Here is a 14,540-nt window from a genome sequence, read left to right on the forward strand (position 1 = left end):
GACGTGACACAGCGTGCGACCGGCGTCATGCTCGGTCGTACGCTGTCATCGTTCAGGAGACCCCACATGATTCCCGCAACTTATCCTGCTGCGCAGCACGTCATGGTGCTCTACACCGGTGGCACCATTGGCATGCAAGCCAGCGCCAACGGCCTGGCCCCGGCGTCCGGTTTCGAAGCCCGGATGCGCGACTACCTGCATAGCCAGCCTGACCTGGTGGTGCCGAACTGGCGCTTTCGCGAGATGACCCCGCTGATCGACAGCGCCAACATGACCCCGGCCTACTGGCAGCGCCTGCGCGACGCGGTCATCGAAGCGGTCGACGTCGACGGCTGCGACAGCGTGCTGATCCTGCACGGCACCGACACCCTCGCCTACAGCGCCGCCGCCATGAGTTTTCAATTGCTCGGCCTGCATGCACGGGTGCTGTTTACCGGTTCCATGCTGCCGGCCGGCGTGCCTGACAGCGATGCCTGGGAAAACCTCGGCGGTGCGCTGGTCGCCCTCGGCCAAGGCCTGGCGCCGGGCGTGCAGTTGTACTTCCACGGCGAGCTGCTGGACCCGACCCGTTGCGCGAAGATTCGCAGCTTCGGTCGGCACCCGTTTGCTCGCCTGCAACGCCAGGGCGGCGGCGTCAAAACGCCTGCCCTGCCGACAGCGCTCGAGTACCGTCAGAGCAAGCAACTGGCCAAGGTCGGCGTGCTGCCACTGTTTCCAGGAATCGGCGCGCAGCAGCTCGATGGCGTGCTGAACAGCGGCATTCAGGGTCTGGTGCTGGAATGCTTCGGCAGCGGCACCGGGCCGAGTGATAACCCCGAGTTTCTCGCCAGCCTTGCGCGTGCGCGGGATCAGGGGGTCGTGGTGGTCGCGATCACCCAGTGCCATGAAGGCGGGGTTGAGCTGGATGTCTACGAGGCCGGCAGTCGCTTGCGTGGCGTGGGCGCGTTGTCCGGCGGCGGCATGACCCGTGAAGCCGCGTTTGGCAAATTGCATGCGCTGTTGGGTGCAGATCTGGACACGGCAGAGGTTCGACGGCTTGTAGAACTCGACCTTTGCGGCGAACTTAGCTGACACCACACAAAACCCTGTCGCTTGATCGTTCCCACGCTCTACGTGGGAATGCCTCAAGGGACGCTCTGCGTCCAGTGACGCGGAGCGTCACGGGCTGCATTCCTTTGCTGCGCGTGGGAACGATCTTTACAGGGTCGTCATTGGGCATACAACTTGCTCCCCTTTCCGGCACTCCCACGCCGGAATCGCCCATGCTCCACTCCCACCTCACCACCCTCAACGCCGTTTCCCTGGTGCTCAACGCCTTCAAGGCCGATGGGCTTTCAAGTGAGGCGCTGCTGGCCGGCAGCGGCATCAGCGCCGCGGATCTGAGCCGGGCGGACACGCGAATCACCACCAATCAGGAAATGCAGGTCTGCGCCAACGCAGTCGCGCTCAAGCGTGACATCGGCCTGGAACTGGGCCGACGGATGCACGTTTCGTCCTACGGCATACTCGGTTATGCCCTGCTCACCAGTGCCACCTTCGGTGACGCCTTGCGCCTGGCACTGCGCTATCCGGCGCTGTTGGGAACACTTTTCGAGCTAAGCCTTGAGGACGATGGCGAGCGCATCTGGTTCGCCGCCGCCGATTACCGGGAAAGTCCGGCGCTGGCAGTGTTCAACGCCGAGTTCTGCCTGGTCTCGCTGAAAGTCATCTGCGACGACCTGCTCGGTCATCCCCTGCCGCTGCTGGGTGCTCGTTTCGAACATTCGGCACCGGATTATCGGGCCAGCTACGCGACGCACTTTGATTGCCCCCTGCGCTTTGACAGCACCGATAACGCCTTCGCCTTCGACAAACACTGGCTAGACCAGCCCTTGCCGCTGGCCGACAGCATCACCCATCAGGCCATGGCCGAACGCTGTCGCAAGCAGAACACCGAATTCACCGGACGCCAGGCGTGGCTGGGGCGGATCCGCCAACTGCTCACTGCCCAACTCGACGCCGCGCCAGGCCTTGAAGGGTTGGCCGAGCAGATGAACTGCTCGGCGCGAACTCTGCGTCGGCACCTGAAGGATCTGGGGTGCAGCTATCAGGAATTGCTCGACGAACTGCGCTTTGAGCGCGCCAAGCAGATGCTGTACGAAGACCAACTGCCGATTTACCGCATCGCCGAGGCGCTGGGCTTCAGCGAAACCGCGAGTTTCCGCCATGCCTTTGTGCGCTGGAGTGGTGTCGCGCCCAGCCAGTTCAGGCCTTGACGCTCTCCTGTGGCGAGGGAGCTTGCTCCCGCCGGCCGGTCCGCGCTCGGGCGCAGCAGTCGTAAATCCGGCAACCGTTATTTAACTGGAGAACGCAGTGTTCCGTTCGGGTCTGCTGCGCAGACCAGCGGGAGCAAGCTCCCTCGCCACAAAGGGGCGAATTTCGGTCAAATCTTTTGGCCATATTGATCCCCTTTTGGCCTTTCCTGCCGTTCTCTGAATCGCCGCACGCCGCAAGACTGTGTTCAACCGAATCAGCCTGCGGAGAACAAGAAAATGCTGACGATCTACTCGGACGATCACCACCTGCACCACGGACGCTGCGAATTGATGGACGGGCAACTGATGCCCTGCTTCGAAATGCCCTCGCGGGCCGACCACGTTCTGGCACGCGTTCAATCCCGCAGCCTGGGGCCGGTGGAAGCGCCGCAGGATTTTGGTCTGGGGCCGATCCTGCGCATCCACAGCGACGAGTATCTGACCTTCTTCAAAGGCGCATGGCAGCGCTGGACCGAGTTTGAACGCGACGGCGACTTGCTGCCGTACACCTGGCCGGCGCGCACCCTGCGCACGGTCATCCCGAAAAGCCTGCATGGCCAACTCGGCTATTACAGCTTCGACGGTGGTGCACCGATCACCGCCGGCACCTGGCAAGCCGCCTATAGCGCGGCGCAAGTCGCGCTGACCGCCCAGGCTGCGATCCAACGCGGTGCGCGCAGTGCGTTTGCCCTGTGCCGTCCACCGGGACATCACGCCGCCAGCGACTTGATGGGCGGTTATTGCTACCTCAACAACGCCGCCATCGCCGCCCAGGCATTCCTTGATCAGGGTCACCGGAAAGTCGCGATCCTCGACGTCGACTACCACCACGGCAACGGCACCCAATCGATTTTCTATCAGCGCAGCGATGTGCTGTTCGCCTCGATCCACGGCCACCCGGAAGCCGAATTTCCGTTCTTCCTCGGTTACGAAGACGAACGCGGCGAAGGTGCGGGTGAAGGTTTCAACTTCAACTACCCGCTGCCCGCAGGTTCCGGCTGGGACACCTGGAGCGCGGCACTGGAACAGGCCTGCAAAGAGATCGAAAACTACGGCGCCGACATCGTGGTCGTGTCCCTGGGCGTGGACACCTTCAAGGACGATCCGATCTCCCAGTTCAAGCTCGACAGTCCGGATTACCTGGCGATGGGCGAACGCATCGGTGCCCTCGGCAAGCCGACCCTGTTCGTGATGGAAGGCGGCTACGCGGTGGAAGAAATCGGCATCAATGCCGTGAACGTTCTCGAAGGTTTCAAAAGCGCCCAATGAGGAATTAGAACAATGAACCGACTCAAGCGTTTTATCGCGCCAGCACTCTTCACCACAGTGCTCTGCGCCACGGTCCTCAGCGGTGCCGTACACGCCGAAGAGCGCACCTTGCGGGTCTACAACTGGTTCGACTACATCACCCCCAAAGCCCTGGAAGACTTCAAGGCCGAGAACACCAAGGTCAAACTGGTCTACGACATTTTCGACACCAACGAAGCGCTGGAAGCCAAACTGCTCACCGGTAACTCCGGTTACGACGTGGTGGTGCCGTCCAACGTATTCCTCGCCAAGCAGATCGAAGCCGGGGTGTTCCAGCCGCTGGACCGCAGCAAACTGCCGAACTGGAACCACCTCGATCCCAAGCTGATGAAGCTGATCGAAGCCAACGACCCGGGCAACAAATTTGCCGTGCCGTACATGTACGGCACCATCCTGATCGGTTTCAACCCGGACAAGGTCAAGGCCGCGCTGGGTACCAGCGCACCGGTGGACAGCTGGGACCTGATATTCAAGGAAGAGAACATCAGCAAACTCAAGCAGTGCGGCGTGGCCCTGCTCGACTCGCCGTCGGAGATCCTGCCGCTGGCCCTGCAGCACCTGGGCCTGGACCCGAACAGCAAAAAGCCTGCGGACTACGACAAGGCTGAAGCGTTGCTGATGAAGATTCGCCCGTACATCACCTACTTCCACTCGTCCAAGTACATGGCCGACATCGCCAACGGTGATATCTGTGTCGCCGTCGGTTACTCCGGCAGCTTCTCCCAGGCCGCCAACCGCGCCAAGGAAGCCAAGAACGGAGTGATCGTCGACATGCGTCTGCCGAAAGAAGGCGCGCCGATCTGGTTCGACATGCTCGCGATCCCGAAAGGGGCGAAAGATCCGGAAGACGCCTACACCTTCATGAACTACCTGTTGCAACCGAAAGTCATTGCGCCGGTCAGCGACTTTGTCGGTTACCCGAACCCGAACAAGGACGCCACGGAAATGGTCGACCCGGCGATCCGCACCAACCCGAACCTGTACCCGACCGAAGCGGCCATGAGCACGCTCTACACCCTGCAACCGCTGCCGCGCGACGCGGAACGGGCGCGGACCCGGGCCTGGACCAAGATCAAATCGGGCACCTGAAACGCTCGCCCCACTGAAACCGAAGACCCGCACCGAAGCGCAATGCTGTTCACTTAAGGAAGTCTGGAGGCCTGAGAAGTATCTGTGGCGAGGGAGCTTGCTCCCGCTGGACTGCGTAGCAGGCCCAATTCAGGGCCGCTTCGCGCCCCAGCGGGAGCAAGCTCCCTCGCCACAACTGCGGATGTGCCTGAAACATCGGCTTAAGTGAACAGCATTGCGCTCCCACAGGGGCTTGTGTAGATCACAAAACTGCGACACGACATCAATCCAATGTGGGAAGGGCCGGGCGACGTTCGCTTGCTCGCGAAGAGGCCCTTCAGTTCAGCGAAGATCCCGCCAACGCCTTGGCCAGCCGCTTGGCCCGAGCCCCCGCCGCCAGCTCCAGCACCGCCTGATCGCGCGTCCACAACGCCGCCCAGTGTGGCGATCCGGCGGCAAAGGCTTCATTGAGCGCTGGCTTGAGCCCATCGAACTGCGCAAACAACCCGCCCAGCAACACATGCCCAACACTGCTGTTCGGTGGTTGGCGACTGACTTCCGCACACCCGGCCAACAGTGCCAGCAACTTCAATTGAAGGTCTTGCGGCCAGGCGCTGTCCTGACCGACACCGTACAGCCAGGCACTCATGGCGCTGAGTACATAGATGTCTTCCAGGGTGCGGAACGGTTTGACGTACGCATCCCAGCCATCTCCAGCGAGCAGTTCACACAGCGCGTTGTCGAGAAACAGCCGGCCGTGACTGATGTCCGGCATCAAGGCAATGGCCGGCAGCTTTTCAACCTGTACACCGGGTTCACCGGGATACACCACCGCCAGACTCAAACGCGCTGACTCGCCCAGCTCTTCGCTGCGTGCGGCGATCAACAGCCAATCCGCCGCATCACCCGCGGTCACGAAATCCTTGCGCCCGCTCAAACGCAAATCCTTGAGCCGGGTTTGCAGGTCAGCCGGGCGCAGGCTGCGCTGTTCGGTCGCACACAATGCCCCCAGGCTCGGCGGTGCGCTGGGCCACAACATGCGCAGCGCCGCCTGGTACCCCACCAGAAAAGCCAACCCCGGCGTTGCCATCATCCGTCCGCCGCACACCGCCAATTCGAACGGCGTCACCGCGCCCAATACATGCAGCAACGTCGCATACCCCTCTGCCAGGTCGGGGTTTTCGGGCTGGCGCTGGTTACAGTTCAACAAGGCTTGCCAAGGCATAAACGGGTCCTCAGGGGGCTGTCACACAAGCATCACCAAAGCTTCATGGCGATGACACCGGGGCTACATAGCCTGACTTTGCACAACAAAGTCGATCGACTGCAACCCAAGACGGGTGAGCAGCCCGTACGGAGATTCGCAATGACTCAGATCGCCCGCATCAGCGACACCGGCAATGAACGCCGCCTGCAAGCCGAACGCCTGATCGGCGCCGAGGCGTTGCAGGAAGCCCAGGCCCTGCGCTTCAACGTTTTCAGTGGCGAGTTCAACGCCAAGCTCAAAGGCGCAGAGTTGGGTCTGGACATGGATGACTATGATGTTCACTGCGCCCACATTGGCGTGCGTGATTTGAATAGCGGACGCCTGGTAGCAACCACGCGTTTGCTCGACCATCAGGCCGCCAGCAGCCTGGGGCGTTTTTACAGCGAAGAAGAGTTCAGCCTGCACGGCCTGGTGCATCTGCAAGGGCCGATCCTGGAAATCGGTCGCACCTGCGTCGACCCGGCCTACCGTAACGGCGGCACCATCGCCGTACTCTGGGGCGAGTTGGCCGAAGTGCTGAATCAGGGCGGCTACAGCTACCTGATGGGCTGTGCGAGCATTCCGATGCAGGACGGCGGCATTCAAGCCCAGGCGATCATGCAGCGCTTGCGTGAACGCTATCTGTGCACCGAACACCTGCGCGCCGAACCGAAGAAACCGCTGCCGGCCCTCGACATTCCATCCAATGTGATCGCGGAAATGCCGCCACTGCTCAAGGCCTACATGCGCCTGGGCGCGAAGATCTGTGGCGAGCCGTGCTGGGACGAAGACTTCCAGGTGGCCGACGTGTTCATCCTGCTCAAGCGTGACGAACTGTGCCCGCGCTACGCCAAACACTTCAAGGCGGCAGTCTGATGAGCCGGCTGCGGGTGTACGCGCGGATCGCGCGAGTGCTGCTGGTGGTCGCGCTGGGCTTGAGCATGGCCAGCGTGTTCGGGCTGTTCGAGCGCATGGGGGTTGCCAACTCGATGGTGCGGCGCCAACGCTGGTCGCGTTTTTTCATGACCCGGCTGAGCAACGCCCTGCCCTTTCGCGTAACGGTCCACGGTGAACTGCCGCAAAAGCCGATGCTTTGGGTCAGTAACCATGTGTCCTGGACCGACATCCCGCTGCTAGGCATGCTCACGCCCTTGTCCTTCCTGTCCAAGGCCGAAGTGCGTACCTGGCCGGTCGCCGGCTGGCTCGCAGCCAAGGCTGGCAGCCTGTTCATTCGTCGAGGTTCGGGTGACAGCCAACTGATCCGCAAGCAGATGAGCCGCCACCTGGAGCAAGCCCATCCGTTGCTGATGTTCCCGGAAGGCACCACCACCGATGGCCGTTCGTTGCGCACCTTTCATGGTCGCTTGCTGTCCGCGGCCATCGACGCGGACGTGGCGCTGCAACCGGTGGCCGTTCGTTATCTGCGCGACGGCCAGATCGACCCGCTCGCCCCGTTCATTGGTGATGACGACTTGCTCTCGCACCTGATGCGCTTGTTCGCCAACGATCAGGGCGACGTCGAGATCCATCTGCTCAAACCGATTGCCTGCCACGGTCAGGAACGCGCGGCGCTGGCGTTTGCGGCGCAACAAGCGGTGCAGAAGGCGTTGTTTGGCGACGTGGCAAAACCTGCGGAACCACGGCGCGCTGGCGAACTGATTGCCGCATGACCCCGATCCTGTAGGAGCAAAGCTTGCTCGCGTTGGCGTCACCTCGGTCTATCTGATGACCGCGTCATCGTTCATCGCGAGCAAGCTTTGCTCCTACGGATAGGGATTCAGGCGCTCCAGATGGTCTTGTGCAAAATCCTGAAGCTGCGGATAGAACAACCGAAAGTCCTCGCTCAACGGCTCATACAGCCGCCGCAATTCCTCCATCGCCGCAGCCAGTTCTTCAGGCCGCGACAGGCGCCGTGAAATCCCCCGCAGCACTTGGTCCAGCACCGCAAACTCCCGATAAGAACCAAGCCAGTCATTCGCCTCCATGTGCGGGGCAATCTGCGCGAGTCGCCCTGGCAACTGCGGTTCGGCAGCCAGCACCCGATACACATCCGAAGTGAACTGCTCCAGCGGCTGGTCCGCGTAAAGCCTCCAGTCCCGCGCCAGGCAATGGTCGAAAAACACATCGAGCACGATGCCGGCATACCGCCGTCGCGTCAGCGTAAATCGCGACAACGCCAGGTCGACCAACGGATGGCGGTCGGTAAACACGTCGATGCTGCGATGCAGCTGAATGGCCGCTTCGATCTCCGGATTGAACTGCCCTTGCAGCCGACCCTTGACGAAATCGCCATACAAACTGCCGAGCATTTGACCGGGGCGCTGGCCACCGAGATGAAGATGTGCGAGATAGTTCATGCCGCGTAGCTTAGCACTGCGCCCTCAATATCGTTATAACCCGATATACCGATTTAGGCTGTCATCAGATCAAAATCATATTGGTATATCGCGAAATACCGATTTAAAGTTCGCCTCATCGCGATATAACGTTTTACCCAACCCGAGCACTGCCATGTCCACCATTGACCTCGACGAAATAATAAAAGCCCTGGCGCACCCGGTACGGCGAGAAATCCTGCACTGGCTCAAAGACCCGACCGTCGAATTTCCCGACCAATCCCACAGCAACGAGCACGGCGTCTGCGCCGGGCAGATCGATCAACGTTGCGGTTTGTCGCAGTCCACCGTTTCCGCCCATCTGGCGACCCTGCAACGCGCCGGCCTGATCAGCAGCCGTAAAGTCGGCCAATGGCATTTTTTCAAACGCAACGAGGAAACCATTCAGGAATTCCTCCGCACCTTCAGCAAAGAGCTCTGACCCTTTACGTCAGTACGCCGATAAGGAATCAACAATGCCCCTCTCGCTACTCATTCTGGCCCTCAGCGCCTTCGCCATCGGCACCACCGAGTTCGTCATCATGGGCTTGCTGCCCGATGTGGCGGCCGACCTTGGTGTGTCGATCCCTGGCGCCGGGTGGCTGGTGACCGGCTACGCCCTGGGCGTGGCCATCGGTGCGCCGTTCATGGCATTGGCCACCGCCAGACTGCCACGCAAGGCTGCGCTGGTCGCGTTGATGGGCATTTTCATCGTCGGCAATCTGCTCTGCGCCCTGGCCAGTGATTACCAGGTGCTGATGTTCGCCCGTGTCGTCACCGCCCTGTGCCATGGCGCGTTCTTTGGTATCGGCTCAGTGGTGGCCGCAGGTCTGGTGCCTGCCAACAAGCGTGCTTCGGCTGTCGCGCTGATGTTCACCGGCCTGACCCTGGCCAACGTGCTGGGCGTACCGCTGGGCACTGCGTTGGGTCAGGAAGCCGGCTGGCGTTCGACCTTCTGGGCGGTGACCGTGATCGGCGTGATTGCGCTGATCGGCCTGATCCGTTTCCTGCCGGCCAAACGTGACGAAGAAAAACTCGACATGCGTGCCGAGCTGAACGCCCTCAAAGGCGCCGGGATCTGGCTGTCGCTGAGCATGACCGCACTGTTCGCCGCATCGGTCTTCACCTTGTTTACCTATGTCGCACCGCTGTTGGGCGAAATCACCGGTGTCTCGCCACGCGGCGTGACCTGGACCCTGATGCTCATCGGCCTGGGCCTGACAGTCGGCAACATCATCGGCGGCAAACTGGCTGACAAAGGCATGGCGGCGACGCTGATTGGCGTGTTCATCAGCATGGCGGTGGTCTCCACCGTGCTGACCTGGACCAGCGTTGCAGTGATCCCGACTGAAATCACTCTGTTCCTCTGGGCCACCGCGTGCTTTGCCGCCGTCCCCGCCCTGCAAGTGAACGTAGTGACCTTCGGCAAGGCGGCACCGAACCTGGTGTCGACCCTGAACATCGGCGCTTTCAATGTCGGCAACGCACTCGGTGCCTGGGTTGGCGGCAGCGTCATCGCCCACGGTTTCGGCCTGACCAGCGTGCCCCTCGCGGCCGCTGCGCTGGCGATCCTCGCGCTACTGGTGACCCTGATTACTTTCCGTCAGAGCGGTAATCCCGAACTGGCCCCTGCTACTAACTGATACCTCACAAGGGTTGTATTAAATGACGACTATTTTCGATCCGATCAAGCTTGGCGACCTGCAACTGGCAAACCGCATCATCATGGCGCCACTAACCCGCTGCCGCGCCGACGAAGGCCGCGTACCGAACGCACTGATGGCTGAATACTACGTGCAGCGCGCGTCCGCCGGCCTGATCCTCAGCGAGGCCACGTCGGTCACGCCGATGGGCGTCGGCTACCCGGACACCCCGGGCATCTGGTCCAACGACCAGGTGCGCGGCTGGAGCAACGTGACCAAAGCGGTCCACGGCGCCGGCGGCAAGATCTTCCTGCAACTGTGGCATGTGGGCCGGGTTTCCCACCCGTCCTATCTGAACGGCGAAGCACCGGTTGCACCGAGCGCCATCCAGCCTAAAGGTCATGTCAGCCTGGTTCGCCCACTGGCCGACTACCCAACGCCACGCGCACTGGAAACCGCTGAAATCGCCGACATCATCGACGCTTACCGCGTCGGTGCGGAAAACGCCAAAGCTGCCGGTTTCGACGGCGTGGAAATCCACGGCGCCAACGGTTATCTGCTCGACCAGTTCCTGCAAAGCAGCACCAACCAGCGCACCGACAATTACGGAGGTTCCCTGGAGAACCGTGCTCGCCTGTTGCTGGAAGTGACCGACGCCGCCATCGAAGTCTGGGGCGCAGGTCGCGTCGGTGTGCACCTGGCACCCCGCGCCGACTCCCACGACATGGGCGACGACAACCTGTCCGAAACCTTCACCTACGTCGCTCGCGAACTGGGTAAACGCGGCATCGCGTTCATTTGCTCCCGCGAGAAAGAAGCCGGCGACAGCCTCGGCCCACAGTTGAAAGAAGCCTTCGGCGGCCCGTACATCGCCAACGAACGTTTCACCAAGGACAGCGCCAACGCCTGGCTCTCCAGCGGCAAGGCCGATGCAGTCGCCTTCGGCGTGCCGTTCATTGCCAACCCGGACCTGCCGGCACGCCTGAAAGCCGATGCGCCATTGAACGAACCGCGTCCAGAGCTGTTCTACGGCAAGGGACCGGTCGGTTACATCGACTATCCAACGTTGTAAGTTCCATTCATAAAAAAGTCCGGGTAGAAGTACCCGGGCTTTATGGGTAGACGTTCAACTAATGAAACAACATCTGCATTGCACCAACACTTACAGCGGGGTTACTTTGAACCACCAACACAACCAACAAGTGACCCAGCATGGACGCACCACCACACAACAACCTCACGTTCACACTGACACTCAGCAACCTCACAGATTCGATATTCTGGCGGGACGACGTCGTCCTGATTGATACTCCGCCAGAATCCCCCTCCAAAATCATGCCACTCAGCACTCAACTAATTACTTTGAAAGGCAATCCACAGCTGCCGCAAAGCATTAATATCGACTACAACATTAGAAAAACCATTTTTAGCACTCAAGCCATTTACACCAATTACCGTCAAACCGTACATATCAAAACAGCCTTTGAATACACTTATCGAAAACGCCTGAATCATCGGCCACCGAAAGTTGAGTTATTTTGGGAACACCACGCGCTGTCCGTTGGGGAGGTACCGATCTACAGTCAGTCCTTTCTTGAAGCTAAAAGCGACAGCTTCCCCTACAACTACGATGTGCTCGCCGTCATCATGGAGCGCTGAACCGTGGTCCGACAAGACCCTGAAACCACTTACTTAATCGAAAGGAATCGACATGAACGACATCAAAGACACCAGCAACAACTACGAAGACCTGCTCTCGTTTTTCAACTACACCTCCATTGGAATGCTTTACAAGCTAACGCCGTTTCTATTCAGCGAGGAAAATCAGCAAGCACTGGATAAGTTGATTGGGATCGCCAAGATTGAATTGATCAGCCTGTTAGATCAAATTAATTCGGAGCACGCCCTGAACAAAAAAATCGAACAGTGGCAAAATCAAAACAAAAGTTCGAAAACCACTCGTGTGATAGTCAAACTCATCAACAACTCCCCTCACACGTTTAACATTGCACAGACCAGCTTGCCACTGGGCAAATCAGAGCGTGAGTCATTCCTGCTCCCCGCCTACGGCAAGACAGCATTCAAATCCGATTTCGCCTATACATACGCCTATCCTTGGCCAAAAAATAAAATCATGTTCAATCAGTTCGTGGATTTTATCGATCAGAACGTCGGGGTACGTTTTGATCTCGGCATGATAATGAATACGTCCTTCGGCGTTCTGTCGCCAACACACAGGGCAAGGGTAAAAAACACCGTCACCTCCATTGGCTCATCCAACATCAATTGCTCAACCCAAATCACGAGCATGGGAGAGAGTGAGCCTTTCAATTTCGAGGTGGAAATCAGGCTGGGCTGAAGCAATGCCCCTTCCGGATTGCTCTCACTTTTTCACATCTACGACACAAAACTCCTACAAAATACGTAGCTTGCTACCTGTCATCCCGAAGCGCGTCCGTATATAAAAGCACCCATTACGACAACGCGGGCGAAGAGTTGATCTTCGCCCGCGTCTATTGACAGAAACGGATCCAATTACGCATCTTGTTTCATTTGCGCAGGCTGGGGCTCAAGCGCAGCATATCCAACCCTGTATCGACCCAACGCTCGGCTTCGGAGTGCAGTTGAAAACTGTCAGGAGCGAGCAGCCACTGATACAGGATGCCATTGATGTAGGCATGCATGCTGATCGCCGCCCGGGCGGTGTCGAGGTTTTCCGGCATCTGCCCCCGATTCACCGCATTACTCAGGGCCAGGCCGATGCGCACATTGCAATCGAGGCTGACCTCCCGGCGCTGCTGGCGCAGGTCACACATTTCATCAGTGAATTCGCACTTGTGGAACAGAATCTCATTGATGCGTCGAGTCTTCGGGTCCAGGGCAACTTGATGAAACAAATGAATCAGCAGTTTGCGCATGCATCCCAGCGGATCCTCTTCTTCTTCACTTTCGCTCGCCCTGGCCATTTCATCCAGCGGTTCATGCAAGCTGTCGAGCATCGCCTGAACCAGATCAGCCTTGTTGCTGAAATGCCAGTAGATGGCCCCACGCGTAACACCGGCCAGGGTCGCGATGTCCGCCAGTGTCGTGCGCGCCACGCCCCTTTCGTAAAAGGCCTTTTCTGCCGCTTCGAGTATCTGGCTGCGGGTTTCTTGAGCTTCCTCTTTGGTGCGACGGACCATGGCAGTAAAACCTCAATCAGGAATGCTTCAGCGATGTCTGTACACCGTCTGAACAAATGTGGGGCGAGCTCTCTGAGGTCTCGTCCCCAGCCTACAATTCTCACCTTGCATCGACTTTTGTAACCGGGTGGGTACCGAGCCAGGCTATTTGCAAACAACCATGAACGTAAGTATATTCCTTAGCAAGCTACTTATCCACCCGGCATAATTTTTTTACCTTTACACTTTTCTTGTGCGCATGTTGCGCGCCTGACCCGAGGATCTTCATGCAATTCAAGCCAGCTGTTACCGCTCTGGTTACTGCCGTCGCCCTGGCATCGCTGCTCAGCGGATGTAAAAAGGAAGAAGCGGCCCCTGCCGCTCCAACCCCTCAGGTCGGCGTCGTAACCCTTCAACCTCAAGCCTTTACCCTGACATCCGAGCTGCCGGGCCGCACAACGGCCTACCGCATCGCGGAAGTTCGACCACAGGTCAATGGCATCATTCTCAAGCGCCTGTTCAAGGAAGGCGGCGAAGTGAAGGAAGGCCAGCAGCTTTACCAGATCGATCCTTCGGTCTATCAGGCCACCCTGAACAGCGCACAAGCCAACCTGCAATCGACCAAGTCGATTTCCGATCGCTACAAGCAATTGGTCAATGAGCAAGCCGTAAGCCGTCAGGAATACGACACCGCCGTGGCCAACCGCCTGCAATCGGAAGCCGCCCTGAAAAGCGCAGAGATCAATGTGCGCTACACCAAGGTTTACGCACCGATTTCCGGTCGCATCGGCCGCTCTTCGGTCACCGAAGGCGCGCTGGTCAACAATGGCCAGGCCGACGCCATGGCCGTGATTCAGCAACTGGACCCGATCTACGTCGACGTTACCCAGTCTTCGGTCGAACTGCTGGAGCTGCGCCGCGAACTGGAAAGCGGTCGCCTGCAAAAGGCCGGCGAGAATGCCGCCATGGTCAAGCTGACCCTCGAAGACGGCAGCCAGTACAAGCAACAGGGCAAGCTCGAGTTCTCCGAAGTGTCGGTTGACCAGACCACCGGTTCCGTGACCTTACGTGCAGTGTTCCCCAACCCTGATCACACCTTGTTGCCGGGCATGTTCGTTCACGCCCAGCTGCAAGCCGGGGTGAACGCCGCCGCGATTCTCGCGCCGCAACAGGGCGTGACCCGCGACCTCAAGGGGACCCCAACCGCTCTGGTGGTAGGACCGGACAACAAGGTCGAGCTGCGTCAGCTCAAGGCCAGCCGCACGGTTGGCAGCCAATGGCTGATTGAAGATGGCCTCAAGGCCGGCGATCGGCTGATCACCGAAGGACTGCAATTCGTCAGACCTGGTGTCGAAGTCAAGGCCACTGAAGCAACTAACGTAGGCGCAAAGAACCCAGCCCCCGCACAGGCAGCTAACACTGCCGCTGGCGGTAAAGGGGAGTAA

15 protein-coding genes are annotated in these 14,540 nt (G+C 59.6%); 12 read left to right on the forward strand and 3 right to left on the reverse strand.

The genetic code is table 11. The features are described 5' to 3' along the window. The first annotated feature begins 66 nt into the window (after positions 1 to 66). From KRR23_RS00505 to KRR23_RS00520, 4 genes are all read left to right on the forward strand, one after another. Positions 67 to 1,071, forward strand: a complete 1,005-nt coding sequence (locus tag KRR23_RS00505; RefSeq protein WP_216740923.1) for an asparaginase — start codon at positions 67 to 69, stop codon at positions 1,069 to 1,071. 191 nt (positions 1,072 to 1,262) lie between these two features. Beyond that, a complete protein-coding gene (locus tag KRR23_RS00510; RefSeq protein ID WP_216740924.1) occupies positions 1,263 to 2,255 on the forward strand; it encodes an AraC family transcriptional regulator in 993 nt (330 codons plus the stop codon). Between the two features lie 276 nt (positions 2,256 to 2,531). Further along, a complete protein-coding gene (locus KRR23_RS00515; protein ID WP_216740925.1) occupies positions 2,532 to 3,563 on the forward strand; it encodes a histone deacetylase family protein in 1,032 nt (343 codons plus the stop codon). Positions 3,564 to 3,575: 12 nt separating this feature from the next. Then, the gene (locus tag KRR23_RS00520) at positions 3,576 to 4,691 is read left to right on the forward strand and encodes a polyamine ABC transporter substrate-binding protein (protein ID WP_216740926.1); all 1,116 of its coding nucleotides are present in this window, start codon (positions 3,576 to 3,578) and stop codon (positions 4,689 to 4,691) included. A 316-nt stretch (positions 4,692 to 5,007) separates the two neighbouring features. Here KRR23_RS00520 and KRR23_RS00525 read toward each other — a convergent pair whose 3' ends face one another. Further along, positions 5,008 to 5,895 (reverse strand): acyl-CoA dehydrogenase family protein, encoded by an 888-nt coding sequence (locus tag KRR23_RS00525; protein ID WP_216740927.1) that lies wholly within the window; start codon positions 5,893 to 5,895, stop codon positions 5,008 to 5,010. Between the two features lie 141 nt (positions 5,896 to 6,036). On the opposite strand from KRR23_RS00525, the gene olsB reads away from it, so the two are divergent. Both olsB and KRR23_RS00535 read left to right on the forward strand, forming a co-directional pair. Beyond that, positions 6,037 to 6,792: an L-ornithine N(alpha)-acyltransferase gene (olsB, locus tag KRR23_RS00530; protein WP_054596060.1), complete on the forward strand. Its 756-nt coding sequence runs from the start codon at positions 6,037 to 6,039 to the stop codon at positions 6,790 to 6,792. Continuing rightward, a complete protein-coding gene (locus KRR23_RS00535; protein WP_054596059.1) occupies positions 6,792 to 7,586 on the forward strand; it encodes a lysophospholipid acyltransferase family protein in 795 nt (264 codons plus the stop codon). Before olsB ends, KRR23_RS00535 begins: the two co-directional genes overlap by 1 nt. A gap of 93 nt (positions 7,587 to 7,679) precedes the next feature. On the opposite strand, the gene KRR23_RS00540 is transcribed toward KRR23_RS00535, so the two are convergent. Then, positions 7,680 to 8,273 carry an ACP phosphodiesterase gene (locus KRR23_RS00540; RefSeq protein WP_216740928.1) on the reverse strand — a complete coding sequence of 198 codons (594 nt, stop codon included), beginning with the start codon at positions 8,271 to 8,273 and terminating at the stop codon, positions 7,680 to 7,682. Positions 8,274 to 8,427: 154 nt separating this feature from the next. On the opposite strand from KRR23_RS00540, the gene KRR23_RS00545 reads away from it, so the two are divergent. The 5 genes from KRR23_RS00545 (at position 8,428) to KRR23_RS00565 (ending at position 12,293) form a co-directional block, all read left to right on the forward strand. Then, positions 8,428 to 8,733, forward strand: a complete 306-nt coding sequence (locus KRR23_RS00545; RefSeq protein ID WP_054596057.1) for a helix-turn-helix transcriptional regulator — start codon at positions 8,428 to 8,430, stop codon at positions 8,731 to 8,733. Between the two features lie 34 nt (positions 8,734 to 8,767). Next, complete coding sequence (locus KRR23_RS00550; protein ID WP_216740929.1) at positions 8,768 to 9,934, forward strand: MFS transporter; 1,167 nt, start codon at positions 8,768 to 8,770, stop codon at positions 9,932 to 9,934. A 22-nt stretch (positions 9,935 to 9,956) separates the two neighbouring features. Beyond that, positions 9,957 to 11,006 (forward strand): alkene reductase, encoded by a 1,050-nt coding sequence (locus tag KRR23_RS00555; protein WP_103318771.1) that lies wholly within the window; start codon positions 9,957 to 9,959, stop codon positions 11,004 to 11,006. Between the two features lie 140 nt (positions 11,007 to 11,146). Next, entirely contained in the window at positions 11,147 to 11,593 is a 447-nt protein-coding gene (locus KRR23_RS00560; RefSeq protein WP_216740930.1) for a hypothetical protein, read from the forward strand. A 52-nt stretch (positions 11,594 to 11,645) separates the two neighbouring features. Continuing rightward, positions 11,646 to 12,293 carry a hypothetical protein gene (locus tag KRR23_RS00565; protein ID WP_216740931.1) on the forward strand — a complete coding sequence of 216 codons (648 nt, stop codon included), beginning with the start codon at positions 11,646 to 11,648 and terminating at the stop codon, positions 12,291 to 12,293. A gap of 190 nt (positions 12,294 to 12,483) precedes the next feature. On the opposite strand, the gene emhR is transcribed toward KRR23_RS00565, so the two are convergent. Further along, a complete protein-coding gene (gene emhR, locus KRR23_RS00570; protein WP_216740932.1) occupies positions 12,484 to 13,116 on the reverse strand; it encodes an efflux system transcriptional repressor EmhR in 633 nt (210 codons plus the stop codon). Positions 13,117 to 13,382: 266 nt separating this feature from the next. Between emhR and emhA the strand changes: the two genes are divergently transcribed. Continuing rightward, positions 13,383 to 14,540 (forward strand): efflux RND transporter periplasmic adaptor subunit EmhA, encoded by a 1,158-nt coding sequence (gene emhA / locus KRR23_RS00575; RefSeq protein WP_216740933.1) that lies wholly within the window; start codon positions 13,383 to 13,385, stop codon positions 14,538 to 14,540.

Source organism: Pseudomonas sp. CVAP#3 (genome assembly GCF_018986375.1).
Taxonomy (GTDB): domain Bacteria; phylum Pseudomonadota; class Gammaproteobacteria; order Pseudomonadales; family Pseudomonadaceae; genus Aquipseudomonas; species Aquipseudomonas helvetica.